Origin of the sequence: uncultured Halomonas sp., from assembly GCF_947501415.1 — a bacterium.
Classification (GTDB): Bacteria; Pseudomonadota; Gammaproteobacteria; order Pseudomonadales; family Halomonadaceae; genus Halomonas.
This window is the reverse complement of sequence record NZ_CANMVL010000009.1, coordinates 1-24,829: the sequence shown is the minus strand read 5'-3', so window position 1 is coordinate 24,829 and position 24,829 is coordinate 1. Positions and strand designations below refer to the sequence as shown.

The 24,829-nt window shown below is 62.8% G+C and carries 20 protein-coding genes and 4 tRNA genes; 6 read left to right on the top strand and 18 right to left on the bottom strand.

What is annotated here, in order from left to right:
* The first annotated feature begins 54 nt into the window (after positions 1-54).
* The gene (locus Q0894_RS06170) at positions 55-813 is read left to right on the top strand and encodes a UDP-2,3-diacylglucosamine diphosphatase (protein ID WP_299232459.1); all 759 of its coding nucleotides are present in this window, start codon (positions 55-57) and stop codon (positions 811-813) included.
* Here Q0894_RS06170 and Q0894_RS06165 read toward each other — a convergent pair.
* From Q0894_RS06165 to Q0894_RS06115, 11 genes are all read right to left on the bottom strand, one after another.
* Positions 794-4,825, bottom strand: coding sequence for an EAL domain-containing protein (locus tag Q0894_RS06165; protein WP_299232457.1), 4,032 nt, complete (start codon positions 4,823-4,825; stop codon positions 794-796). The genes Q0894_RS06170 and Q0894_RS06165 overlap by 20 nt on opposite strands.
* Before the next feature lie 107 nt (positions 4,826-4,932).
* Entirely contained in the window at positions 4,933-6,750 is a 1,818-nt protein-coding gene (locus Q0894_RS06160) for a SurA N-terminal domain-containing protein (RefSeq protein WP_299232454.1), read from the bottom strand.
* Positions 6,751-6,906: 156 nt separating this feature from the next.
* Positions 6,907-7,179 carry an HU family DNA-binding protein gene (locus Q0894_RS06155; protein ID WP_299232452.1) on the bottom strand — a complete coding sequence of 91 codons (273 nt, stop codon included), beginning with the start codon at positions 7,177-7,179 and terminating at the stop codon, positions 6,907-6,909.
* A 177-nt stretch (positions 7,180-7,356) separates the two neighbouring features.
* Positions 7,357-9,762: an endopeptidase La gene (gene lon / locus Q0894_RS06150; RefSeq protein WP_299232450.1), complete on the bottom strand. Its 2,406-nt coding sequence runs from the start codon at positions 9,760-9,762 to the stop codon at positions 7,357-7,359.
* A 169-nt stretch (positions 9,763-9,931) separates the two neighbouring features.
* Positions 9,932-11,212, bottom strand: a complete 1,281-nt coding sequence (gene clpX / locus Q0894_RS06145) for an ATP-dependent Clp protease ATP-binding subunit ClpX (protein WP_299232449.1) — start codon at positions 11,210-11,212, stop codon at positions 9,932-9,934.
* A 109-nt stretch (positions 11,213-11,321) separates the two neighbouring features.
* Positions 11,322-11,942, bottom strand: coding sequence for an ATP-dependent Clp endopeptidase proteolytic subunit ClpP (gene clpP / locus Q0894_RS06140; protein WP_299232447.1), 621 nt, complete (start codon positions 11,940-11,942; stop codon positions 11,322-11,324).
* An 80-nt stretch (positions 11,943-12,022) separates the two neighbouring features.
* Positions 12,023-13,387: a trigger factor gene (gene tig, locus Q0894_RS06135; protein WP_299232445.1), complete on the bottom strand. Its 1,365-nt coding sequence runs from the start codon at positions 13,385-13,387 to the stop codon at positions 12,023-12,025.
* Positions 13,388-13,740: 353 nt separating this feature from the next.
* Positions 13,741-13,815: transfer RNA gene (locus tag Q0894_RS06130), tRNA-His, on the bottom strand.
* Positions 13,816-13,845: 30 nt separating this feature from the next.
* Positions 13,846-13,920: transfer RNA gene (locus Q0894_RS06125), tRNA-His, on the bottom strand.
* Between the two features lie 44 nt (positions 13,921-13,964).
* Positions 13,965-14,041: transfer RNA gene (locus Q0894_RS06120), tRNA-Arg, on the bottom strand.
* 68 nt (positions 14,042-14,109) lie between these two features.
* A tRNA-Pro gene (locus Q0894_RS06115) sits at positions 14,110-14,186 on the bottom strand.
* A gap of 183 nt (positions 14,187-14,369) precedes the next feature.
* Here Q0894_RS06115 and folD point away from each other — a divergent pair.
* From folD to mtnN, 3 genes are all read left to right on the top strand, one after another.
* Positions 14,370-15,227, top strand: coding sequence for a bifunctional methylenetetrahydrofolate dehydrogenase/methenyltetrahydrofolate cyclohydrolase FolD (gene folD / locus Q0894_RS06110; RefSeq protein ID WP_299232443.1), 858 nt, complete (start codon positions 14,370-14,372; stop codon positions 15,225-15,227).
* 88 nt (positions 15,228-15,315) lie between these two features.
* Complete coding sequence (locus tag Q0894_RS06105) at positions 15,316-15,780, top strand: S-ribosylhomocysteine lyase (RefSeq protein ID WP_299232441.1); 465 nt, start codon at positions 15,316-15,318, stop codon at positions 15,778-15,780.
* A complete protein-coding gene (gene mtnN, locus Q0894_RS06100) occupies positions 15,777-16,514 on the top strand; it encodes a 5'-methylthioadenosine/S-adenosylhomocysteine nucleosidase (RefSeq protein ID WP_299232439.1) in 738 nt (245 codons plus the stop codon). The genes Q0894_RS06105 and mtnN overlap by 4 nt, the downstream gene beginning before the upstream one ends.
* On the opposite strand, the gene Q0894_RS06095 is transcribed toward mtnN, so the two are convergent.
* From Q0894_RS06095 to pyrC, 3 genes are all read right to left on the bottom strand, one after another.
* Positions 16,511-17,755: a HipA domain-containing protein gene (locus tag Q0894_RS06095; protein ID WP_299233182.1), complete on the bottom strand. Its 1,245-nt coding sequence runs from the start codon at positions 17,753-17,755 to the stop codon at positions 16,511-16,513. The genes mtnN and Q0894_RS06095 overlap by 4 nt on opposite strands.
* A 23-nt stretch (positions 17,756-17,778) precedes the next feature.
* The gene (locus Q0894_RS06090; RefSeq protein ID WP_299232437.1) at positions 17,779-18,066 is read right to left on the bottom strand and encodes a helix-turn-helix transcriptional regulator; all 288 of its coding nucleotides are present in this window, start codon (positions 18,064-18,066) and stop codon (positions 17,779-17,781) included.
* Positions 18,067-18,195: 129 nt separating this feature from the next.
* Positions 18,196-19,230, bottom strand: coding sequence for a dihydroorotase (gene pyrC / locus Q0894_RS06085; protein WP_299232435.1), 1,035 nt, complete (start codon positions 19,228-19,230; stop codon positions 18,196-18,198).
* A gap of 143 nt (positions 19,231-19,373) precedes the next feature.
* On the opposite strand from pyrC, the gene Q0894_RS06080 reads away from it, so the two are divergent.
* Positions 19,374-20,270: a DMT family transporter gene (locus Q0894_RS06080; RefSeq protein ID WP_299232433.1), complete on the top strand. Its 897-nt coding sequence runs from the start codon at positions 19,374-19,376 to the stop codon at positions 20,268-20,270.
* Positions 20,271-20,396: 126 nt separating this feature from the next.
* Positions 20,397-20,816: a hypothetical protein gene (locus tag Q0894_RS06075; protein WP_299232431.1), complete on the top strand. Its 420-nt coding sequence runs from the start codon at positions 20,397-20,399 to the stop codon at positions 20,814-20,816.
* Positions 20,817-20,884: 68 nt separating this feature from the next.
* Here Q0894_RS06075 and Q0894_RS06070 read toward each other — a convergent pair whose 3' ends face one another.
* The 4 genes from Q0894_RS06070 to ltrA all read right to left on the bottom strand — a co-directional run.
* Positions 20,885-22,129, bottom strand: a complete 1,245-nt coding sequence (locus Q0894_RS06070; protein ID WP_299232429.1) for an FAD-dependent oxidoreductase — start codon at positions 22,127-22,129, stop codon at positions 20,885-20,887.
* Positions 22,130-22,464: 335 nt separating this feature from the next.
* The gene (locus Q0894_RS06065) at positions 22,465-22,938 is read right to left on the bottom strand and encodes a TerB family tellurite resistance protein (RefSeq protein WP_299232427.1); all 474 of its coding nucleotides are present in this window, start codon (positions 22,936-22,938) and stop codon (positions 22,465-22,467) included.
* 64 nt (positions 22,939-23,002) lie between these two features.
* Positions 23,003-23,518 (bottom strand): hypothetical protein, encoded by a 516-nt coding sequence (locus Q0894_RS06060; protein WP_299232425.1) that lies wholly within the window; start codon positions 23,516-23,518, stop codon positions 23,003-23,005.
* Between the two features lie 300 nt (positions 23,519-23,818).
* On the bottom strand, positions 23,819-24,829 hold a 1,011-nt coding region (gene ltrA / locus Q0894_RS06055), incomplete at its 5' end, for a group II intron reverse transcriptase/maturase (RefSeq protein ID WP_299232423.1).

Below are 24,829 nucleotides of genomic sequence, written 5' to 3'. Positions count from 1 at the left end.
GCCCGCCCCGTGCGGGCGCCTTGCTCTCTGCTGCCAAACCGAGAACTCTCCATCATGGCCACCCTGCTGATTTCCGACCTGCACCTGCACCCTGGCGCCCCCGAGATCACCGAGGGTTTTCTGCGCTGGCTGGAGGAGCGCGCCCATGGTACGCACGCCCTGTATATCCTGGGTGACTTCTTCGAAGCCTGGATCGGCGATGATCTGCTCGACCTGGTTGGCGTCGACCCCACCGGCAATGCCGATCTGGCGGCCCGTATCGCCAGGGCACTGCGTCGCCTGGCCGACGACGGCACCGAGATCTATCTGATGCATGGCAACCGTGACTTCCTGCTCGGCGAGCGCTTCGCGAGTGAAGCCGGTGCCACCCTGCTGGCAGACCCCACCCTCGTCACCCTCGGAGGCACCCCGGTGCTGCTGATGCATGGTGACAGCCTGTGTACCCGCGACGAGGCCTACCAGGCCTTCCGCGCCCAGGCCCGAGATCCGCTATGGCAAAAGCAGGTGCTGTCGATGCCGATCCAGGAGCGCATCACCCTGGCCAGGAAGCTTCGCGACCAGTCAGGTGAGGCCAACTCCAACAAGGCCGAGGACATCATGGACGTCACCCAGGATGAGGTCATCCGGATCATGGCCGAACAGGGTGTCACCACCCTGATCCACGGCCACACCCACCGCCCGGCGGAGCATGAGCTCGAGGTGGACGGTCAGCCGGCCCGACGTATCGTGCTGGGTGACTGGCAGCCAACCCTGGGCTGGGAGATCCTCATCGAGGAGAACGCCAGGCCGGAACTCAGAAAGGTGCCCCTGTGAAAGGTGCCCCTGTGAAAGGTGCCCCTGTCCCAAGACTGACGTCGGCACTGCCCCGCCTCGTCTGAAGGAACTGCTGAAGCCTCTCGAACGACATCGGCCTTGCCAGCAGAAACCCCTGGAACAGATCGCAGCCATGAGACCGCACCAGCTGGTACTGGCTGTCGGTCTCTACCCCCTCCGCCACGACCTTTAGCCCCAGGTGGTGCGCCATGGAGGTGATGCCCTGGGCAAGAGAGGCGTCATTGGCATTGCGGTCGATCTCGCGAATGAAACTGCGATCGATCTTGATGGTATCGACCGGCAGGTTCTTCAGATAGCTCAGGCTAGAGAAGCCGGTGCCGAAGTCGTCGATCGCCACCTGAACCCCCATGGTTCGCAAGGCGTCCAGGGCCTCGATGGCGCTGTCGGTTTCGTTCATCAGGATCCCCTCGGTCAACTCGAGGGTCAGCCGATGGGCCGGCAGCCCCGTGACCGATAGCGCCTCATCCAGAGTGGCGAGGAAGTTGTCACGCTGGAACTGCAGCGGTGAGATATTCACCGACACGCCGAGTGTCGTCATGCCCTGCCGGCGCAGCGCCTCCATGTCTCGGCATGCCCGCGTCAACGCCCAGCGACTGATGGGGATGACTTGGCCTGTCTGCTCGGCGATGGGAATAAACGTTGCCGGCGAAATATCGCCCCGCTCGGGATGCGACCAGCGCAGCAACGCCTCCAGACCGACCACCTCGCCATCGCGATCGAAAAGCGGTTGATAGTGGAGCTCGAAGGACTCCATATCGATCGCCTCCTGCAGCTCGTTACGCAAGGCGACGCGCTCACTCACCCGCTTGGTGATCTCGGGAGTGAACCACTGATAGGTATTTCGCCCCTGCTGCTTGGCGCGATACATGGCCATATCGGCCTGCTGGATCAATTCCATCGGTCGGATATGGCGATCGACGTTGACGGCGATCCCGATGCTCGCCGTCAAGTGCAGCTCGTGTCCTTCGATGCGATATGGCCGCGCAACTAGATCCAGCAACCTCTCGGCCACTTCCATCGCTCGCTGCTCATCACCCGGGTCATTGAGCAGCAGCACGAACTCATCGCCACCGAAGCGCACCAGGGTATCCTCACGGCGCACCACCTCCTTCAGCCGCCTGGCGAGCTTCTGCAGAAGCTGGTCCCCGATGGCATGGCCCAGGCTATCGTTGATCGGCTTGAAGCCATCGAGGTCGATAAACAGCACACAAAGCCACTTGCCCTCGCGGTTTGCCAGCGCCAGATCATGGGGAAGACGATCCTCCAGAACGATACGGTTCGCCAGGCCGGTCAGCACATCGTGACGGGCGTGATAGGCCAGCTGGCCTTCGTAGGCCATGCGCTCGGAGACATCATGCTGAATCCCTACATAGTGAGTAACCTGTCCGCCCTGATCACGGATCGGCGAGATATACAGCTCATTCCAGAAGGTTCCGCCATCCTTGCGATAGTTGCACAGTGTCACATGGGCTTCCTGCTGTCTGGCCAGCCGATCTCGTAGCTCCTGTAACGCCTCGGGGTCGGTACCCGGGCCCTGCAGAAAACGGCAGTTCCGCCCCAACACCTCCTCCCGGCGATAGCCGCTCATCGCCTCGAATGCTCGGTTGACATAGGTAATCGGCATATCGGGCTTCAGAGCATCTACAATCACCAGACCATTGACGCTGACCTCGACGCCCTGCTCGAGGATGCGCAGGCGCATCTCATTTCTTTGACGCTGGGTGATATCCTTGGCGATACCAAAAACACCGCGGATACTCCCATCCACGATGATGGGCAGATTGGTGAGATCCAGCTGTCGCGCTTCCCCACCCCGACCCACCACCTCCAGCTGATAGCGTTGCGCCTCGCCATTCAACACCTGGTCGAAATGGGACTGGATCCTGGGCATCTCCTGGGACTGCACGAAGCGTGAGTAGTGAGCCCCCTGTATCTCCTCGAGACGGTAGCCCGCCACCTCCTCGCAGCTGGCGTTGGCACTGATGAAGTAGCCCTGCATATCCAGGGAAAACACCGCATCGGGATTGTAGGAGAATAGCGAGCGGTAGCGCTGCTCACTCTCGCGCAAGGAGCGACGATCGTGGTCACGCTCGATGGCCAGGGCGACGATATCCACCGCCTGGCGAACCAGGCCAAGCTCATGCTCGGTGGGCCATGCATGCTCGCGTGAATAGACCGCGAAGGTACCGAGCACTCGGCTGTCGCTCGAGACAACAGGATAGGACCAGCAGGCAAGCAGGGAATGCTCCCTTACCAACGCTTGATAGCCTCGCCAGGCGGGGTCGCGGGGAAGGTCATCGCACACCACCAGCCTGCCGGTATGGGCGGCGCTACCACAGGCGCCCACTCCCTCCGCAATGGGAACGGACCGTATCGCGGCCCGATACGCCGCCGGCAGGCGGCGTCCTGCCGCCAGCTCGAGGCGGGTGCCCGCCTGGTTGGCCAACATGATGGAGCAGAGTCGTTGCGGGAGCTGCTCTTCCAGCATCTCGCAGACCGCCTCGAGCGGGGCGTCGATCGGGGCCTCTTCGGCGATCATGGCCTGGATGGCCTGCTGGCGAACCAGGTGCTGCCGCGAATGGTCGAGCTCCCGGGAGCGGTCGGCATTGAGTCTTGCCAGCCCCAAACTCAGTGTCAGGAGAAAGCTGAGCACCAGCCCGCCCAGCCCAACAAACGCCGGCACTCCCAATGCCATCGGCCACAGCAGTGGCGTGGCCGAATGAATATCGAGGCGAAGCTTGACACCACCCGGCAGCCCGATGCTGCGCGACAGCATGCGAGGCGTTTCCGCCAGGGCACGGGGAGTCACCCCCGGGGCCGCCACCCGCAGCAGCGTCTCGCCGCCATGGTGCAACGCCACCTGAAACGTGGAAAGCGATACATGCAGCTCACTCTCGAGCAGCCGACCCAGATGGATCGACGCGACAAGTCGATAATCATGCCGGGGTATGCCGACAACGACCAGTGCCTGCCCGGGGTCATTGACATCGGGCAACAGCATGATTGGCTGGCTGAAGTCGGAGACATCCCACTCTTCCACGAGTGACCGACCGGCCTGCTGACGGAGCCACCGCCTCGCCTCGGCATCACGCCCTCGAAGCCACTGCCAACGCCCCTCGCGGGTGATGACACCAAAGGCGCTGAGGCTCGTAAGGTCACGCAGGTAGCTCACTTGATCGTGCCGCGAGACCCTGCCACCAGAGCCATGACTCGTGGCATTCAGTCGGTCGGCCATGCGCCTGAGGGACTGCAATCGCGAGCTCACCGCCCTCTCGGTGTCGAGGCGAACCGTCTCGAATATCAGCTCGGCACGACTGGTCTCACGCACCAGCTGTTGCCAGTTCAGCAGATACCAGGAGGCACTGCTGATGGCGACTCCCAGCAGGCAGGCGCAGAGGGTCCTGGGCCCGATGTAGAGCCTGCCATGCAACGGCCGGTAACCGGCGACCAGCATGGCGGCTCCGAGCAGCAGGGTGAACAGCGCCAACACTTCGGAGTAGGCTGCCCCCATCGGCCACCCCTTCAGGCTGCCACCGAGTAGCGTCCATAGCGCCAGGGCGCTGATACCCAGCAGCAACATGCCAACGATTCGCCACAGCTTCCTGAGCCATGGTCGCATCATGCCCAGCAACAGACACGGCGCAACGATCAGCATCAGGAAGGCTTCCAGCGCCCCCAGGGTGACACCCGCCTGTAACCAGCCGGTAGTGGTCCCAGGGGGCTCGCCCAGTCCGCCCTCCAACAGGGTGTCAACCCCCAGGCCGGCCATGGCGATGCCGGCAATGACACGCAGGCCGGGCTGGCGAAGCCAGACGCCAAGCAGACCGATGCCGGTGACCAGAGACGCGAGGGCAGTGTCCGTCGCGAGCAGTGTGGGCCCCGACAGATGCAGCGAGTTCGTTGCAAGTGCCACGCCCCCCATCAGCATGAAGGTGGTGGAAACCACCATCAGCCAGGTGTCGAGGGCGATCGAAGCTGTCTTGAACTGCATGTGTCGAGGGCTCTTGGAATTGCTCTAGTTGTGATACCACAAACAGAGAGCCCCCTGCGAGGACCTGGCTCGCGGGGGGCTGTCAACTGGCGGCTCAGGGCTTGCGCCTAGCGCTTGATCTCTGCTTCGCTGCGCAGATGCTCGATCAGGCCCTGAATGGCGGCCTGGGCGCGCAGGCGCTCGGCCATCGAGGCGACGAATCGCTCGACCTGTTCATCGACCTCACCCTCGCCTACCGACTCCAGGGCGATGATCACGGCGCGATCGCCATCGACCACCCTGCCATACACCGGCGACTCTCCTTCCGGGGCCGGCAACCGGAATGCCGCGTCCACCAGTGCCTGGGAGAGGCCACGAGTCTCCTGGCGGCTGACCTCCTCGGCCTGCTGCCAGTCGAGCTCGACGGTGCCGCCTTCAGCCAGCGAGTCGACGAGCTGATCCGCCCTGGTACTCAACGCCTCACGACGCTGTTGTGCCGCGACCTGGGCGGCGACCTCGTCGCGCACATCAACCAGCGGCAGCGTGGTCGCCTCGCGATGCTCGTCGACCCGTAGCACCAGGCGACGATCGCTATCCAGCTCGATCACCTCGCTGTTGTAGCCCTCCTCGAGCACATCCTCACTGAAGGCCTGGGCCATCACCCCTGGCTCCGAGAGAACACCCTCGCGGGTGTCACGCGAGACCCAGTCACTGGAGTGAAGTGCAAGCCCCAGATCATCGGCGACACTCTCTAGATCATCGGCGGCGAAGCTCTCGTCGATCAGCTGCTGAACCTTCTCGTTGAACTCCCCCGAAACCCTGTCGAGCGCCACCTGGCGGCGCAGTTCATCTTTCATCGACTCGAATGACTCGCGCTCAAGGCCAGTCACGGTCAGCAGGTGCAGACCATTGTCGGTCTCGACGACGTCCGAGACCTCTCCCTCATCCAACGAGAAGGCGGCCTCGTCGAAGGCCTCACCGAAGAAGCCGCGGCTGACCACCCCCAGATCGCCCCCCTGTTCCGCGGAGACGGTGTCATCGGAGAGCTGGGCGGCCAGGTCTGCGAAGGCCTCGCCATCGGCAATGCGCGCCTGAACCTCCTCGAGCTTGGCCAGCGCCTCCTCGCGGCTGCGCTGCTCACCGAAGGTCAGCATGATATGTGAGAGACGGCGATCGGCATTGACCGTCTGTTCGCGCCAGGCATCGCGTAGTGCCGCCTCCTCGACCTCCATCTCGTCGGCCATGGCCTGGCGGTCGATCACCACATAGTTAAGGCGTACCTGCTCTGGGCGACGGAAACGCTCCTGATGCTGGGCATAATACGCTTCGATGGCCTCATCGGAAGGAGAGATCGACTCCTCGAGGTCGTCAGGCCCCAGGGCGGCATGGCGGAAGGTGCGCGTCTGTCGCTGCAGCTCGGCGAGACGCTCCTGCTCACTGGGCAGGCTGAAGTCGCTGTATGCCAGCCCCTGCTGCAGCTGCTGCTGTTTCATATCGCTACGCAGCTGCTGGCGAAAGCCCAGCGGCGTGTAGCCGGCGCTTGCCAGACGATTGCGAAAGAGCTCCTGGTCGAACCGGCCTTCCTGGTCCTGAAACTCGGGGAGTGACACGATGATCTGGTCGAGCTGCTCCTCGGAGAGATGCATCCCGCCCTCCTCGACATACTGACTCAACACCCGGGTCGTGATCAGCTCATCGAGCATCTGGCTGCGCAAGGCCCGCTCCTGCTCCGGCGGCACCTGACCGCTACGGATGGCCCGCTGTACCGATAGCTCGAGCTCCTGGCGCATGATGGGCTCGCCGTTGACCTCGGCGACCTCGTCGCCACTGTTGCCGAACAGGCCCACCAGTGAATCCACACCGAACATCGCCATGGTCACGACCACTGCCCCGATGATGATCTTGGCTCCCCAGCTTCGGGAGCGGTCTCGAATACTTTGCAGCATGCAGGCCTCGGAAGTGTTGCCTCAAAAGGAATAGTGGAAAATGGTGGAGTCAATAACGAAGACAGGCGCACCGCCGAGGGCGATGCGCCTGTATCAATCAACCATCAACGGCGAACCATCAGCGGCGCGTAACGCGCGACTCCAGCTCGGCGTCAATTAGTTGACGGAATCCTTCAGCGCCTTTCCGGCCTTGAAGCCGGGCACCTTGGCCGCCTTGATCTCGATCGGCTCACCGGTCTGGGGGTTACGACCGGTACGCGCTGCACGCTCCTTCACATGGAAGGTACCGAAGCCGACCAGGGAGACACTGTCGCCTTTCTTAAGGCTTTCCGTCACGGAATCCACCATGGCATCCAGGGCACGCGCGGCGGAAGCCTTGGGAATATCGGCAGACGCGGCGATGGCTTCGATCAGCTCAGACTTGTTCACACTTCACCCCTTGACTTTTTCGGAAATTGGCCCCAATCGAACCGGCAATTCAATTAACAAGCACGATCACAGCATGGGGTAATTTATAGCAATGTGGAGAAACCGCTGTCAAGCAACATTCAGGGAAGAGCCCCACCATACAAGGCTTTCGGCAGAATAATGGTGGGGAAAATGACCTTAATGCGTACTAATCATTGACTGCGCCGACGAGGCTTCTTCTGAATGAGACTCCTCTTTGGGATCTTCATCCTTTTTGACTAATGCTGCGTCGAGTACCTCATCGATCCAACGCACCGGCCTGATGTCCAGGGCCTCCTTGATATTCTCCGGCACCTCCTTGAGATCCCGGCGATTCTCCTCGGGCACCAGCACGGTCTTTATACCACCGCGCCTGGCGGCCAGCAATTTCTCCTTCAGGCCACCGATCGGCATCACCTCGCCCCGCAGGTTGACCTCGCCGGTCATCGCCACGTCGCAGCGCACCGGGCGCCCGGTATAAGCCGAGACCATGGCGGTAACCATGCCGATACCGGCACTGGGGCCATCCTTGGGAGTGGCTCCCTCGGGCACGTGGATATGCAGGTCTTCCTTTTCGAAGCGCTCAGGGTCGATGCCCATGGTCAGGGCTCTCGCGCGCACCACGGTGTGGGCGGCACTCACCGACTCCTTCATCACATCGCCCAGCGAGCCGGTCTTGTTGATGCGCCCCTTGCCAGGCGTCACCACCGACTCGATATTGAGCAGCTCACCCCCAACCGAGGTCCAGGCCAGGCCGGTCACGCGGCCCACCTGATTCTCCTGGTCGGCCAGCCCGTAGCTGTAGCGGCGCACCCCAGCATACTCCTCGATATCCGTGGCGGCCAGCAGCATCGGGGCCTGGGCGCCCTCCTTGCTCTCCTTCTCGATACGCACCCGCAGCACCTTGCGGCAGACCTTGGCGACCTGACGCTCGAGCTCACGCACCCCGGCCTCGCGGCTGTAGTAGCGGATCAGCTCGAGCAGCGACTCATCGGAGAAGGCCAGCTCATCCTCCTTGAAGCCGTTGGCCTTGAGCTGCTTGGGCACCAGATAACGCTTGGCAATCGCAAGCTTTTCGTCCTCGGTGTACCCGGGCAGACGAATCACCTCCATGCGATCGAGCAGCGGCCCGGGAATGTTCATGGAGTTGGCGGTACAGATGAACAGCGTCTCGGAAAGATCGTAATCCAGCTCCAGGTAGTGGTCGCTGAAGGTGTCGTTCTGCTCCGGATCGAGCACCTCGAGCAGTGCCGAGGCGGGGTCGCCACGATGGTCCATGCCGATCTTGTCGACCTCGTCGAGCAGGAACAGCGGATTCCTGACCCCGGCGCGTGACATGCGCTGGACGATCTTGCCGGGCAGCGAGCCGATATAGGTGCGGCGGTGGCCACGAATCTCGGACTCGTCACGCACCCCGCCCAGTGCCAGACGCACATACTTGCGGTTGGTCGCACGGGCAATGGACTTGCCCAGCGAGGTCTTGCCGACCCCGGGCGGGCCGACCAGACACAGCACCGGCCCCTTGAGCTTCTTGACCCGCTTGTGCACCGCCAGGTACTCGAGGATCCGCGCCTTGACCTCGTCAAGGCCATAGTGATCCTCGTCGAGCACCTTCTGGGCATGGAGCAGATCATGCTTGACCCGGGTACGCTTCTTCCACGGCACCGACACCAGCCAGTCGAGATAGGAGCGCACCACCGTGGCCTCGGCAGAGTTGGGCGACATCATCTTCAGCTTGCCCAGCTCCTGAACGGCCTTGTCACGCGCCTCCTTGGGCATGCCCGACTCTTCGATGGCCTGCTCGTATTTCTCGGCCTCGTTGGGCACGTTCTCGAGCTCGCCCATCTCCTTCTGGATGGCCTTCATCTGCTCGTTGAGATAGTACTCGCGCTGAGACTTCTCCATCTGCTCCTTGACCCGGGAGCGGATGCGCTTCTCGACCTGCAGCAGGTCGATCTCGGACTCGATCAGCGCCATCAGGTGCTCGATGCGATCGCGCACCTTGTCCATCTCCAGCAGCTGCTGCTTGTCATCGATCTTCAGCGACAGATGCGCACAGATGGTATCCACCAGGCGGCTGGGATCCTCGATGCCGGAAAGCGAGTTGAGCACCTCGTTGGGCACCTTCTTCGACATCTTGACGTACTGCTCGAACTGATTGAGCAGCACGCGCACCAGGGCGTCCTGCTCACGCTCGGTGAGGGGCGTACTCTCACGCAGTAGCGCCTCGGCGCTGGTGTAGTCCTCGCCGTCATTCAGCTCGCCCACATCGGCTCGCGAGACCCCCTCGATCAGCACCTTGACGGTGCCGTCGGGGAGCTTGAGCAGCTGCATGATCTCCGCGACGGTACCGATGGCAAACAGATCATCGCGGTCGGGGTCGTCCTTGCTGGCCTCACGCTGGGCCACCAGCAACACCCGCTTGTCGGCGCTCATGGCCGCATCGAGCGCCTGAATTGACTTCTCGCGACCCACGAACAGGGGAATGACCATCTGCGGATAGACGACCACGTCCCGCAGCGGCAAAAGGGGCAGACTCAGGGTCTGATCAGCGTTCTGCTGCATCGCAGACGTACCTCAAGAAAAACGAAGGGATGCCCCGTGGAATGGGGGCGACCGGATAACATTGCAAGGCAGGAGGCGACACGACAAAAAAAACGGGAGCCACCATGACCCCAGCCGACCGGGCCGGCGATGGAGGTAAGGTGCTCCCGTGGGGGGTACCCCCGATCGTTCAGCCGTCGGTACCGTCGCTGGCGGCTTCCTGCTGCTGCGAATAGATCAACAGCGGCTCGCTTTCACCACTGATCACCGAGGCATCGATCACCACCTTGCTGACACCGTCCAGCGAGGGGATCTCGTACATGGTGTCGAGCAGCACCGACTCGAGGATGGAGCGCAGACCACGGGCGCCGGTCTTGCGGGTCATGGCCTTGACGGCCACCGCCTGCAGGGCGTCCTGGCGGAACTCGAGCTCCACGTTCTCCATCTCGAACAGCTTGGCGTACTGCTTGATCAGCGAGTTCTTGGGTTCGGTGAGAATCTCGATCAGCGCCTCTTCGGTGAGGTCGGTCAAGGTGGCGATCACCGGAAGACGGCCGACGAATTCGGGGATAAGGCCGAACTTGACCAGATCCTCGGGCTCCACGGTGGCCAGTACATCGCCCACCGGCTTGCTGTCGTCCTTGCTCTTGACCTCGGCATTGAAGCCGATGCCACCCTTCTCGACGCGGTCGCGAATCACCTTCTCCAGGCCGGCGAAGGCACCACCGACGATAAACAGGATATTGCCGGTATCGACCTGCAGGAACTCCTGTTGAGGGTGCTTGCGCCCACCCTGGGGCGGTATCGAGGCCGTGGTGCCCTCGATCAGCTTGAGCAGCGCCTGCTGAACGCCCTCACCCGAGACATCACGGGTGATCGAGGGGTTGTCGGACTTGCGCGACACCTTGTCGATCTCGTCGATGTAGACAATGCCACGCTCGGCCTTCTCCACATCGTAGTCGCACTTCTGCAGCAGCTTCTGGATGATGTTCTCGACATCCTCGCCCACGTAACCGGCCTCGGTCAGCGTGGTGGCATCGGCGATGGTGAACGGCACATTGAGCAGCCGCGCCATGGTCTCGGCGAGCAACGTCTTGCCGCTACCGGTGGGGCCGATCAGCAGGATGTTCGACTTGCCAAGCTCGACGTCGTCCTTCTTGACCTCGGAACTCAGGCGCTTGTAGTGGTTGTAGACGGCAACGGACAGCACCATCTTGGCGCGATCCTGACCGATCACATAATCATCGAGGGTGTGACGAATCTCACGCGGCGTCGGCAGGCGCTCGTCGTCGCTCTCGGCATCGGCATCGAGCACCTCCTCGCGAATGATGTCATTGCAGAGGTCGACACACTCATCACAGATATAGACGGACGGGCCGGCAATAAGCTTGCGCACCTCGTTCTGATTCTTGCCGCAGAACGAGCAGTAGAGCAGCTTGCCACCGTCGTCCTTGCCTTTGCCGTCAGCCATTCGCTTACCTCTTTTCATATTGGTGGCGCCCGCAGGAGCCGGCACCACCGAGCTCACAACGGCGGCCTGCGCCGCCGGGAACAATCAGCGTGTAATGCAAATCACGCTATCAGGATGTCGGCCGCTTATCCAGCATGGCGTCGATCAGGCCATACTCCACGGCCTGGTTGCCGTCCATGAAGTTGTCACGGTCGGTATCCCGGGCGATCGTATCGATATCCTGTCCGGTATGCTCCGCCAGGATGCGGTTGAGCCTGTCACGGATGCCGAGAATCTCACGCGTATGAATCTCGATGTCCGAGGCCTGCCCCTGGTAACCACCCAGCGGCTGGTGAATCATCATACGCGAGTTGGGCAGGCAGAAGCGCTTGCCTGCGGCGCCACCGGCCAGCAACAACGCCCCCATGCTGGCTGCCTGGCCGATACACACGGTGGAGACGTCAGGCTTGATGAACTGCATGGTGTCGTAGATCGACATGCCAGCGGTCACCGAGCCACCCGGCGAATTGATGTACAGATGGATGTCCTTGTCCGGGTTCTCGGACTCCAGGAACAGCAGCTGCGCCACTACCAGGTTGGCCATGTAGTCTTCCACCGGACCCACCAGGAAGATCACACGCTCCTTGAGCAGGCGGGAATAGATATCGTAGGAGCGTTCACCGCGGGCGCTCTGCTCGACCACCATCGGCACCAGGCCGCCGGCGTTCTGAATCTCGAACTCGTTGCTCATCTGCGTGTTGTCCTTGCATCCGATGAATGGAAGCGAAGAGAAACGGCGCCCCGGCACTGGCCGGGGCGCGGGGGCATCGATCAGGCCTGGCGCTCTTCCTCGCCGGCCTCCTCGCTGCTTTCTTCCTCGTCGGCCTCTTCCTGCTGCTGGGCGGCTGCCAGCACGTCCTGATAGGACATCTCGACATCCTTGACGCTGGCCTGCTCGAGCAGCACGCCCACGGCCTTCTCTTCAAGGATAGCGGACTTGACCTGGGTCTTGAGCTGGTCGTTGCCCATGTAGTGCTCGACCACCTGCTCGGGCTCCTGATACTGCTCGGCGAGCTCCTGCACCTTGGCACGGATCTCGTCGTCGCTGGCCTCGAGCTCGTTGACCTTGATCACCTCGGCCAGCAGCAGACCCACCTCGACACGGCTCCTGGCCTGCTCTTCGAACAGCTCGTTGGGCAGCTGGGAGACATCGAAGTCCTCACCCAGGCCGAACTGCTGGGCGGCCTGACGCTTGAGACCATCCGTCTCCTGCTGGACCAGCGCCTGGGGCACGGTGACCTCATTGGCCTTCTGCAGCGCGGAGAGCACCTGCTGCTTGACGCGGTTGTCCACCGCCTGCTCGGCCTCACGGCTCATGTTCTTCTTGACCTCGGCGCGGAACTTGTCGAGGTCACCGTCGTCGACGCCGAACTTCTTGACGAACTCGGCATCCACCTCGGGCAGGGCCTGGCCCTTCACCGCATGGACCTTGACCTTGAAGGTCGCTTCCTGGCCAGCCAGGTTCTCGGCCTGGTAGTCCTCCGGGAAGGTGACCTTGAGCTCCTTGTCGTCGCCGGCAGCGGCACCGATCAGCTGCTCCTCGAACCCGGGGATAAAGCTGCCAGAGCCGATCACCAGATCGTGACCCTCGGCACTGCCACCCTCGAAGGGCTCATCGCCCAGGAAGCCCTGGAAGTCGATGGTTACCTGATCACCATCCTCGGCGGCACGCTCGACCTCTTCCCACTCGGCGTTCTGCTTGCGCAGGGTGTCGATCATCTCGTCGACATCGGCTTCGCTCACCTCGACCACCGGACGCTCGACCTCGGCACCCTCGATGGAGGCCAGCTCGATCTCGGGGTAGATCTCCAGCGTCGCGACAAACTCCAGGTCCTTGCCCGCCTCGTTGACAGTGGCCTCGATCTGCGGGAGACCGGCCGGGTTGAGCTCGTTCTCGGAAATGGCGCGAACATAGCGCTCACGCATCACTTCGCCCACCACCTCGTTGCGCACTTCGCTACCGTAGCGCTGGCGGATCACCGTCATCGGCACCTTGCCCCGACGAAAACCGTCCATACGAACGTTCTTGGCGGCATCCTTGAGACGGGTATTGACGGCCTCATCGATTTCGGCGGCCGGCACTTGGACCGTGATGCGGCGTTCGATCTGGGAGGTCGTATCGACGGAAACTTGCATGAAATGTCCTCTACCGACTGGGGGCATTGTGTTGATTGCGTGAATGGAAAATCAAAAGGATGATTTTATGAATCCCGTTCGGCACTGGCAAGCACCGAGGCGAAAGAAGTGGGGGCGCTGCGAGAGATTACAAGGGTCAGCGGCTCACCCACGCCAAAAAACGCCGACGCCTGAGCGACCGCGTGACATATAACTCACGTAAACACCGTGCGAAAGTAACGAAATAACGAGAAAAAAGAGACACATGCCCCGCAACGGACCAGCAAAAAAGCATGGGGCAAATAACAAGAAGAGAGGGGATCAAACCGATGAAGCAGGATCATGCTTCGACACGAAACCGGCTACGCAAGACATGGGGTGGATGATGGGGATCGAACCCACGACCACCGGAGCCACAATCCGGGGCTCTACCACTGAGCTACATCCACCATATCTTGAACTTGCCAGGCTTGTCGAGGTGGGGTGGATGATGGGGATCGAACCCACGACCACCGGAGCCACAATCCGGGGCTCTACCACTGAGCTACATCCACCACTTCGACAACTGCTCGTACTGACTGCCTGCTACCGCACCGTATGGCGCGCCCAGCAGGACTCGAACCTGCAACCTACGGCTTAGAAGGCCGTTGCTCTATCCGATTGAGCCATGGGCGCATTCTACGTTCCAGGTCGCCTCGCCGCAACCCTGAGTGTCAAAAAACCGCAAGACATTCAAGAAGTTGTGGTCGGAGTGGAGGGATTCGAACCCCCGACATCCTGCTCCCAAAGCAGGCGCGCTACCAGACTGCGCTACACTCCGACGGCGATCAAGCGGGCTGGACGCCGCCGCACAGGCCTCGTCGAGCGATGCGTATTCTACGTGACTTTCTTCGCCCGTCAAGTGGCAGAACATAATTTGCTGATATCGCCCGCTTTGTTTCGACCGCTCGGCATGCGAAAATCACGTCCTTACCTTTACTACCGGCCACCCAGAGGATCCTCGATGACCGCGCAACAGATCGATGGCAAAGCGATAGCCGCCCGTGTTCGCCAGCAGGTAGCCCGCCAGGTGCAGGCACGCCGCGAAGCAGGGGGCCGTACGCCAGGGCTTGCCGTCGTCCTGGTCGGTGAAGACCCCGCCTCGGCGGTCTATGTGCGCCACAAGCACAACGCTTGCGTCGAGGCCGGCATCGAGTCATTTCGACATCAGCTGCCCGCGGACACCACCCAGCAACAACTCGAGACGCTGGTTGACCAGCTTAATGACGACCCCAGCGTGGATGGCATCCTCGTCCAGCTGCCCCTCCCCGAGCAGCTCGACGCCCGCCCCATCCTCGAGCGCATACGCCCCGACAAGGATGTGGACGGCTTCCACCCCTATAACCTGGGCCGCCTGGCGCAGCGCCTGCCGCTGCTGAGACCCTGCACGCCCAAGGGCGTGATGACGCTGCTCGAGGAGAGCGGCCTGGCGGTTCGTGGCCTCGATGCCACCGTGGTCGGCGCCTCCAATATCGTCGGCCGCCCCATGGCCCTGGAGTTGATGATCGCCGGCTGCACCACTACCGTCTGCCACCGCTTCACTCGCAACCTTGAGGAGCATGTGCGCCGTGCCGATGTGCTGATCGTGGCGGTGGGCAAGCCGGGCCTGGTCAAGGGAGAGTGGGTCAAGGAGGGCGCCATCGTCATCGACGTGGGCATCAACCGCCAGGAGGATGGTCGCCTGATCGGTGACGTCGACTTCGAGGCCGCCGCCGAGCGTGCCGCCTGGATCACCCCGGTTCCCGGGGGGGTCGGCCCCATGACCGTGGCCAGCCTGCTGGAGAACACCCTGCAAGCCGCCGATATGCACGACGCCAGTTAAGCGTTCCCTGGGATCTCCCCTGGGGTCAGACCCCGGGGGTTGGGGTCTGACCTCGAAGCAGGCCCCCAAACAGAATGAGGAGACAACGATGAGCGACAAGATGAACGTCGAGAGCTTCAACCTGGATCACACCAAGGTGAAGGCTCCCTACGTGCGCCTGGCCGATATCAAGACCGGTGAGCGCGGCGATACCATCCACAAGTACGACATGCGCATCTGCCAGCCCAACCAGGACCATATGGAGATGCCCGGCCTGCACTCTCTTGAGCACCTGATGGCGGAGCTGTCGCGCAACCACTCCGACAAGGTGGTCGACATCAGCCCCATGGGCTGCCAGACCGGCTTCTACATCGCGATGATCAACCACGACGACTACGAAGGCGTGCTGACCCTGCTCGAGAACACCCTCAAGGATGTGCTCGAGGCCGACGAGGTGCCGGCCTGCAACGAGATGCAGTGCGGCTGGGCGGCCAGCCACAGCCTCGAGGGAGCCAAGCAGATCGCCCGCGGCTTCCTGGCCAAGCGCAACGAGTGGACGGAAGTTTTCGCATGAGGCGTATCGGCATCATCGGCGCCATGAGCCAGGAGGTGGAGCGACTCGCCTCCCTGCTCGAGGGGTGCGAGACCCACACCCATGTCGGCAGCACCTTCTACAGCGGCAAGCTAAACGGCGTGGAGGTGGTGATTCTGCAGTCGGGCATCGGCAAGGTGAATGCCGCCGTCGGCACCACCCTGCTCCTCGACATGTACCAGCCGGAGGCGATCATCAATACCGGCTCCGCCGGTGGCTTCGGCGAGGGGCTCGAGATCGGCGATATCGTGGTCTCGAGTGAGGTCCGCCACCACGACGTGGATGCCGTGGTATTCGGTTACGAGCATGGCCAGGTCCCCGACATGCCGGCGGCCTACCTGCCCGACGAACGGCTGGTTCACCTGGCCCGGGAGTGTGTCGAGGCGCTGGGCGAGGTCCGGGTGGTCGAGGGGCTGATCGCCACCGGCGATGTGTTCATGGCCTGCCCCGACCTGGTGGCCCTGACCCGTCGGCGCTTCCCCACCATGCTCGCCGCCGAGATGGAGGCCGCGGCCATCGCCCAGACCTGCCATCTCTACGGCTGCCCCTTCGTGGTGATCCGCGCCCTCTCGGATATCCCCGGCGGCGGCGACAACCACCTCTCCTTCGAGGAGTTCCTGGAGAAGGCCGCCCTGCACTCCTCGAAGATGATCGAGGCGATGGTGGCCCGCCTGGGCGATCGGCAGCGTGATGGCGCAATAGCCGCAAGCGCCTAACGCTGGGGCTCGACCCGCCACTCCGGCGATAGACGACGCCAGTGCTCTCTCAGGAGGCACTGGTGCTCTTCTGCCATGGGCAGCGTCGCCAATAGAGCGGGCCATCTGGTTCGGACTGTCGCCATGGTCTCATCGAGGGCAGTCGAGACGAGCGACCAACTTACGCCCACCCTCTCGGCCCAGTGCCGAAAATCCTCTTTTCGCAGCAGATCCCAGCGCTTCTTGCCGTTCAGGTTCAGGGCGGCGCCACGCTCATCGGGCAGATAGGCCCTGGTCATCACGATGTCATAAGCAGGCGACAGACGCGGAGTGTGACGATCCGGATACCATAGACTCCAGTTCTTCAAGTGAGCATCGCCATTGGCCAATAGCATGTTGACCAGCAATCGGCGCGCCATCTCCAGCACACAGCTCAGTCCATCAGCCGAGAACTCACGCAGCAGCCGCCCGACCTGCTCGTAGTTAGGACCGTCATACTTCTCGTAAGGATATCGAAAAAACACCTGCGCAAAATCCTCTGCATGCACCCGCTCACGATCTTCGCGATCGAATCGCTTGATCGCGTAGGCTAGCGGCTCATCAGGTAAATTAATGCGGGGCAGGCCGTGAAGTGACTCGAGCGGGACCAGGCGAATGTCCGGAATCGTGACGCCTGCCGCCTGCGCCAGGCGCATGGCGGAATATTCATTCTGAACGAGCCAAGGGTGATGGGGCGATGGCGGTTTGAGGATCCAGTCACCAGGCAATGTCTCATCGGCCCCGAAGAAACGCCCATCCTGCTCGCGCATGGAAAACTTCATCTGGACACCGGCCAGCGAAAACCCACGCCCCACGGTTAACCGCCGCGGCTGAGGCGTCACACTCGAGCAATGAGCCAGCACCCATGCCGGCATCTCATCGGGTGCCACGGAAGCAACTTCCAGCGCACCCGGCAGATCATGGCCCAGCGCAGCCAATAGAGGAAACTCATTGTCGGGATGCACCTTGAGCTCGGCAGCCAGCCAGTGGCGCAGCGCTCCCTCAGGAAGCAGATTGGATAGCCAGGGATGAAGCCGCTGACGCCGTATCCAGGGCTCCTGCATCAAGCGTCGACCATGGGGAGCCGAGGGCATCAGCGATAGCGTCAGGCTGGGTCGCCCCTCGTCAAGACGCCAGTCATCGTCAAATACCAGTACATTGCGCCCACCACGGTACCCGGCTAACCAGCCAACACGATGGCCATGAAGCCAGAGGGAGAGCATTTCGACACTTTCGTCGGCCACCCTCACTCCTCCCTGCCAAGCAAACCCTGCCAAGGATCCTCATCGAGAGGAGTGCCGCCTTCTTTCTCCTCATCGAGCAGCGCCTTGACGGCGTACCACTTCTCCAGAGGAATCAGCGCCAGGCGCGCATTGAGGCCGTCGGCCACCAGCCGAAGGGTATCCAGGCGCGGATTACCGCCACTTTCCAGGCGTTGGTATTGCTGGCGCGTTACGCCGATTCGCTCGGCGAGTTGTGCCTGAGTCAACCCCAGGTCACGCCGGCGATGCTCTAGATCATCATGGAGGCTCATCAAAATGCACCATATACGCTGCTTTTTCTTAACAATAGCAACACATATGATGCATAGCCATGACGAGAGTCGAAAGTCGAAATCGGGTGGTGACCACCCCATCACGATGAAGGGTTACGCGGGTATTTGCTAAACCAGCTTCCACTCCAGCATCTCGCCGGCCATCAGCGGCACGATGCGCGCCCCGTTGGCATACGGCAGCGACTCAGGAAGCTGCCACGGCTCGCGCACCAGGGTGATGGTATCGGCGTTGCGCGGCAGGCCGTAGAAATCCGGGCCGTGGTGGCTGGCAAAGCCTTCCAGGCGATCCAGGGCGCCGGCCTGCTCGAAGGCAGTGGCGTAGTACTCGATTGCCGCCGGCGCGGTATAGGCCCCGGCACAGCCACAGGCGCTCTCCTTGTCACCCTGGGCATGGGGTGCACTGTCGGTACCCAGGAAGAACTTCGGGCTGCCCGAGGTGGCCGCCGCCAGCAGCGCCTCGCGATGGCGCTCGCGCTTGAGGATCGGCAGGCAGTAGTAGTGGGGGCGAATGCCGCCCACCAGCATATGGTTGCGGTTGAACAGCAGATGATGGGCGGTGATGGTCGCGCCCACATTGGCCGGCGCCGCGGCCACGAACTCGGCCGCCTCGGCGGTGGTGATATGCTCGAACACCACCCTGAGGCTCGGGTGGCGCTCCAGCAGGGGCTTTAGCACCTTCTCGATAAACACCGCCTCACGATCGAAGATATCGATCTCGGCGTCGGTCACCTCACCATGCATCAGCAGCGGGATCCCCAGCCTCGCCATGGCGGCGATCGCGGCATCGCAGTGCGCCAGATCGGTCACCCCGGAGGCGGAGTTGGTGGTGGCGCCCGCGGGATAGAGCTTGACCGCCTGCACCAGGCCGCTGGCATGGGCACGCTCGATCTCCTCGGCGGGCGTATTGTCGGTGAGATAGAGGGTCATCAGCGGCTCGAAGCGGCTGCCCTCGGGCAACGCCGCCAGGATCCGCTCGCGATAGGCCAGCGCCTGTTTGGTGGTGGTCACCGGCGGCGTCAGGTTGGGCATGATGATGGCTCGGCCCATCTGGCGAGCAGAGGCCTCGACCACGGCGGCCAGCGCCTGGCCGTCGCGCAGATGGAGATGCCAGTCGTCGGGGCGAGTCAGGGTCAGGGTAGTCACGGCGGATCCTGTATTAGGGGTTGAAATGTAGTGGCGGGTTCAAATCGATATCGCGCCAGTATACCGAATGCCGCCGGGCAGGGCAGAACCGCGAACCATATAGTCTGCTAACATGCGGTTTTTGCCTTTGCCTCGGACGCCTTATGACCGACTCCCTGGAGCGCAGTCCGCTGCGCGCCGACCTGCTGCTGCTGACCGTCACCCTGCTCGCCGCCGCCGGCTGGATCTTCTCCAAGGAGGCCCTCGCGGGCATGCCGCCGCTGCTGTTTATCGGCACACGCTTCCTGCTCGCCGGGTTGATACTTGTGCTGTTCGCCCTTCCCGCCCTGCGCCGGCTGAGCCGACGCGACCTGGCCACCAGCGCCGGCGTGGGTCTGCTGTTCAGCGCCGCCATCGGCTTCTGGGTCATGGGGCTCTTCCACTCCCGCCACCTCGGCGAGAGCGCCTTTATCAATAGCCTGGGCATCCTGCTGGTGCCGGTGGTGGCCCGCCTGCTGTTCGGTGATCGCCCACCGCGCACCACCTGGATCGCCCTGCCCATCGCGCTGGTCGGCTTCGGCCTGCTGTCGCTGAATGCCGGGCTGCGCCTGGAACCCAGCCAGTGGCTGATCGCCACCTCGGCGCTACTCTTCTCGCTGCTGATCAATACCAATACGCGGGTGGTACGTCACCTGCCCGCCCTGCCGCTTACTGCTATCCAGCTTACCGTCGTCGGCATTCTGCTCAGCCTGGCATCGGCGCTGGTGGAGCCATGGCCGGCGCGGCTAGGCGGCGATATCCTCGGCTGGCTGGCGGCCAGCATCCTGCTCTCGAGCACCCTGCGCTTCTTCCTGCAGATTCACGCCCAGGGCCTCACCACCCCGAGCCACGCCGCGGTCATCCTGATGCTCGAGGCGGTCTGGACCGCCCTGCTGGCAGCCGCCTGGTACGGCGAGACCATGACCCTGCTGCAACTGGCCGGCTGCTCGCTGATCTTCACCGCCCTGCTGATCAACCGCTGGTACTGGGTCCGCAAGCTGGTGCTGCGCTTCACCAGATAACTTCCCCAGATAGCTTTCACCAGATAACAACAGGCACCGGCAGGAAACGCGACGAGAGCCACCGGTGAGCTCGCCAAGAAGCCGGCAAATCCCGTATCATGCGGCCAGATTTCAGGGAGAGAAAAGATGCCCAAGGTTCGCCACTATGCCGATCTGGCTGCCAGCATGGCCGGCTTGATGTGGCTGGTCGTGTACTGGTCGATCAGTCTGTCGGCCCACCTGGGCAATCTTCAGCCCACCGTGGCGGCCCTGCTGCTGCTCGGCACCACCGTGCTGGTCACCTTCGTGCATCGGCCCACCCGCGTACACCTGCGCCGCTATCACGTAAGGAAGCGACGCACCGAGATGTGGATGCATATCCTGGCGCTGCCGCTGTTCCTCGCCTTTCTGTTCGGCATCACCTTCGAGTTGATCTTCGCCCCCCTGAGCGGCGTACAGAAGCTGCTGCTGTTCAATGTGATGGCCACCGCCGGCTGGCTGGTGTTTATCGTCACCCTGATGGTCAAGCTGGCCACCCACCAGATAAAACGACGCCGCAAGACCTGATAGGCCCTGCGGCGCTGTTGGGCCAGTCACTTCGACTTTGCCCCGTGCCCTCCAGAGTGACGTCAGACTCAGAAGCGTGTGGCGCTGAAGGGCGCCATATCCACCTCGGGCGTCTCGCCTGCCATCATCTGACTCAGCAGCAGTCCGGTCACAGGTCCCAGGGTAAAGCCCTGGTGGCCGTGGCCGAAGGCCAGCCACATTCCGTCCTGCTTGGGAGCCGGACCGATGATCGGTTTCATGTCCGGCAGGCAGGGGCGCGCGCCCTTCCAGGGCTCGGGGTCGCGCCGCTCACCCAGCGGGTAGATCTTCCTTGCGGCCCGCTCCGCCGCCTTCAGCTGCTTGAACTTGGGGGGTGCATCCAGATCGGCCAGCTCGGCCCCGGTGGTCAGGCGGATCCCCGCCCGCATCGGCTCGAGCAGGAAGCCGGTCTCGGCATCCATGATCCAGTGGTTGAGATGCGCGTTGTCATCGGCGCTGGCGTAGTGCATATGATAGCCGCGCTTGGCGAACAGCGGCACCGAGATACCCTGACGCTTGAGCAACTTGTCGCTCCAGGGACCGAGCGCCACCACCAGCTGCTCCGCTTCCAGCGATTCGCGATCGGTGGTTACCTTCCAGCCCTTGCCGCCCTTCTCGACACCCTGCACCTCGGCCTTCAGGAAGCGGCCGCCCTGCTGCTGGAAGTTATCGGCATAGGCCTGCACCAGCGCGCCGGGATCGGCGACGGTCCACGGCTGGGTCCAGTGGATGGCACCCACCAGCCCCTTCTTGAGATGGGGTTCCTTGGCGTATAGGCCGGCGGCATCGAGCACTTCGAACTCGACACCGTAGAGGTCGCGGTTCTCGCGAGCCTCGACGAGTCGCTCATCGAAGGCCTTCTGCGTGTGGTAGAGCTCGAGCCAACCGTCGCGACGCACCAGATGATCGGCACCGGCGGCCTCGATCATCGGGGCATGGGTCTCCAGGCAGCGCATGATCAGCGACGCATACTCCGGCACGATCTTGGCGTAGCGGGTCTTGCCGGAGTTGAGCCAGTACTGAAGCAGCGGGCTGGCGGCGCTCAGCATGCCCGCCGTACGATAACGAATATCCACCTCGCGATTGGGCAGCACACGCATCAGCGTGCCGAGATCGCGGGGAAAGGCGTAGGGCCGCACCGATTCGCGCTGGATAATGCCGGCATTGCCGAAGGAGGTCTCGCGGCCTGGCTCGCGGCGGTCCACCAGCGTCACCGAATGGCCCTGGCGCACCAGATGCCAGGCCACCGAAACGCCGACCATGCCGGCCCCCAGAACCACGATTTCACGAGACATCACCAACACCTCCTGGAAAGAACGCAGGCCTCACCACAGGGAGAGGCCCACTCAACGATTGATGTTTCCATGCCACCGGCCCCACTGCGACCACGGCGGCGAAAGACTCAGGGCATCATAACGTTTCACCGGCAGGCCAGGCTTCCAAATACCTTTCCGAAAACATGATTTATTACCGTTTTTCTGCCGACATTCAGATGGATACCCCAGAGGTAGAAAAAGATTCATGCCACTCATCTTCAGGCATCTAGCTCTTCACCCATCTGGGTCTTCAGCCAACCAGGTCTTCAGCCATCCAGGTCTTCAGTCATTCAGGTCTTCAGCCACCTGGGTCTTCAGTCATCTGCGCTGGCGCCGCCCTGCTGCTGCACCTGCAGCTTGGTGCGGATGAAGTCAGCATGGCTGACATGCAGCAGCTCGGCCAGCTGACGGATGCGGTGCTCCTCCAGATGGTGCTGCTCACCGTCGGCCAGCGCCAGCGCCCACATCATGCGCACCAGCTCGCAGCGCCGAGAATAGTCGTAGTGCTGTCTGATCAACGAGACGAACTGATAGTGATCGACGGCACCCTCGACCTCCTGCTGGGCCAGGGCCATCAGCTCATCGATCGCCTCGTCGCTAACGCTCAGATGTCGACGCAGCTGGTCCCGCAAGGTCTCGAGCTCATCCGGGGTGACCTCGTAGTCGGCGCGTATCACCTCGCAGAGCAGCGCCGCGGCGGCAAGCTCCAGGCTCGGCGCCTCACGCCCGGCGCCGTCGCCCTCCTCCGAGAGCATCTGCTGAAAGAATCGCTGGATATTGGCTAGCACAAGTTTCTCCTTCGGTCGCTACCACGGTGAGACTCGCCAACGTTATGCGGGTTCGCAGCCCTCGTCACTCCCGACAGCGCCAGCGTGCCAGCAGGGAGAGCAGTGCCAGGCCAAGCAGCACCGCCGCCACCCAGCCAATCACCATCACCACCTGGGCAAACGAGGCCGGCGCTTCCACGGGGCGGTGCTGCAGGCCAAATACCACGAGTCGACCGAAGGCGTAGAGCATCACGGCCAGGCTGGCGAGAGGCAGCAGGGAGCGGTTCGCCGCCAGCCACCGGGTCAGGCCCCAGGGTTCGCTGGGCTTGGCAGGCTGCTGGGCAGCCGCCTTGCGAGGCGTTGCGGCCCTGCCGCTGGATGACCTGGAGGCAGATGACCTGGTAGCCGATGACTTGTTGGAGGCTGCCTTGCTCGCCGGCTTTCTGGCCGCGGGCTTGCGAGCCTTGGGCTTGACCCTGGCACCCCCCGAGGGGGAGCCACCCAACCAGCCCAGCGCCCCACGAACCAGACGCCACAGCGCCCAGCCCAGGGTAAAGCTAACCGAGAGGGCGAGACCGCCCATCACCAGCACATACGCCATTGGCGATCCTTGTCGATTCACGAGACCGGATATTGTGCCATAGAGCAGGTGGGTCGCGGGCGTCGACACCACGGCCTCGAGAGTAACCAGCTGGTCCCGGCGAGGGTGACGGGCGCGGCTCATCAGGAAAACGTGAGTTCGGGTATCGCCCAGGGAACCCGGCCTCCCACAGAGCGGAGGCCGGGGTTCACCATGGGAGGCCAGGGTTCATCGATAGGGGTCGGGAAGGGCTAAGCCCTCCCCGCCCTCCGAACCGTGCGTGCGGTTCTCCCGCACACGGCTCTCCAGTCGATGGTTTCCTCATCGGGATTGGCTCGCATGCCGCCAGGCTCCGGCTAGGGTGAAGAGCCCCGCGGCCGCGAAGAACGTATTGGACCAGCGTCGTATGTCCGACCGGGTGTTGCCACGCCCCGGACGCTTCTCCTGCTTGCGCAGCATGGCCCGCAGCCGCCGACGAATGAAGCCGTCCAATGAACGGAACGTCGTCCGGTAGGCGTGCCGAAAGTAGCCAAACCACCCTCTCAGCATCGGGTTCAGTGAGGCAATGACCTGACGCAGACTCTTGCCTTCCGTCCGCCGCGCCTTGCTTCTCACTTTATCCTTGAAGGCCTTGAGGCTCTTCTTGCGCACCCAGCGACGATCCGCCTCGAAGCGGTAGCCCAGGAAGTCGAAACCCTGTCCCTTCCGCCGGCAATCACCGACATGGGTCTTGTCGGGGTGCAGAGTCAGGCCATTCGCCGCTACCCATTCCTGGACATGGGCCAGGGCTTGTCGGGCCTCCTGCTCACTGCGGCAGAGAATGACGAAATCATCGGCATACCGCACCATGCGGTAGCCGTGCTGTGTCACTTCCTGGTCCAGCGGGTGCAGGTAGACGTTCGCCAACAAGGGGCTGATGATCGCGCCTTGTGGCGTCCCTGACGTGGGTGTCCATCGGCTCATGTCGCTGACGATGTCCTGGCTCAACCAGCTTCGTAGCAAGGCCAGCAGTCGACCGTCGCTGATTCGCTCTTCGACGCGGGCCATCAGGCGGTCGTGCGGGATGCTATCGAAATAGCCTTGCAGATCCGCATCTACCACCCAGGTCATGCCCGCTTTAAGCGCATCATCGACGTCTCGCAGGGCATCCTTGCAACCTCTGCCTGGCCGGAATCCGTAGCTCATCGGCAGAAACTCATGCTCGAAGATCGGTTCGATCACGCGCTTGACCGCTGCCTGGACAATACGGTCCTTCACGGTCGGAATGCCCAGCGGGCGCATCTTGCCATTGCCCTTGGGGATCTCGACGCGTCGCACTGCTTGCGGGCAGTA

What these genes read in the sequence shown, in the direction of transcription:
- Q0894_RS06170 (WP_299232459.1), top strand. Translation starts at nt 55, where the DNA reads ATGGCCACCCTGCTGATTTCCGACCTGCACCTGCACCCTGGCGCCCCC.
- Q0894_RS06165 (WP_299232457.1), bottom strand. Translation starts at nt 4,825, where the DNA reads ATGCAGTTCAAGACAGCTTCGATCGCCCTCGACACCTGGCTGATGGTG.
- Q0894_RS06160 (WP_299232454.1), bottom strand. Translation starts at nt 6,750, where the DNA reads ATGCTGCAAAGTATTCGAGACCGCTCCCGAAGCTGGGGAGCCAAGATC.
- lon (WP_299232450.1), bottom strand. Translation starts at nt 9,762, where the DNA reads ATGCAGCAGAACGCTGATCAGACCCTGAGTCTGCCCCTTTTGCCGCTG.
- clpX (WP_299232449.1), bottom strand. Translation starts at nt 11,212, where the DNA reads ATGGCTGACGGCAAAGGCAAGGACGACGGTGGCAAGCTGCTCTACTGC.
- clpP (WP_299232447.1), bottom strand. Translation starts at nt 11,942, where the DNA reads ATGAGCAACGAGTTCGAGATTCAGAACGCCGGCGGCCTGGTGCCGATG.
- tig (WP_299232445.1), bottom strand. Translation starts at nt 13,387, where the DNA reads ATGCAAGTTTCCGTCGATACGACCTCCCAGATCGAACGCCGCATCACG.
- folD (WP_299232443.1), top strand. Translation starts at nt 14,370, where the DNA reads ATGACCGCGCAACAGATCGATGGCAAAGCGATAGCCGCCCGTGTTCGC.
- Q0894_RS06105 (WP_299232441.1), top strand. Translation starts at nt 15,316, where the DNA reads ATGAGCGACAAGATGAACGTCGAGAGCTTCAACCTGGATCACACCAAG.
- mtnN (WP_299232439.1), top strand. Translation starts at nt 15,777, where the DNA reads ATGAGGCGTATCGGCATCATCGGCGCCATGAGCCAGGAGGTGGAGCGA.
- Q0894_RS06095 (WP_299233182.1), bottom strand. Translation starts at nt 17,755, where the DNA reads ATGCTCTCCCTCTGGCTTCATGGCCATCGTGTTGGCTGGTTAGCCGGG.
- Q0894_RS06090 (WP_299232437.1), bottom strand. Translation starts at nt 18,066, where the DNA reads ATGAGCCTCCATGATGATCTAGAGCATCGCCGGCGTGACCTGGGGTTG.
- Q0894_RS06080 (WP_299232433.1), top strand. Translation starts at nt 19,374, where the DNA reads ATGACCGACTCCCTGGAGCGCAGTCCGCTGCGCGCCGACCTGCTGCTG.
- Q0894_RS06075 (WP_299232431.1), top strand. Translation starts at nt 20,397, where the DNA reads ATGCCCAAGGTTCGCCACTATGCCGATCTGGCTGCCAGCATGGCCGGC.
- Q0894_RS06070 (WP_299232429.1), bottom strand. Translation starts at nt 22,129, where the DNA reads ATGTCTCGTGAAATCGTGGTTCTGGGGGCCGGCATGGTCGGCGTTTCG.
- Q0894_RS06060 (WP_299232425.1), bottom strand. Translation starts at nt 23,518, where the DNA reads ATGGCGTATGTGCTGGTGATGGGCGGTCTCGCCCTCTCGGTTAGCTTT.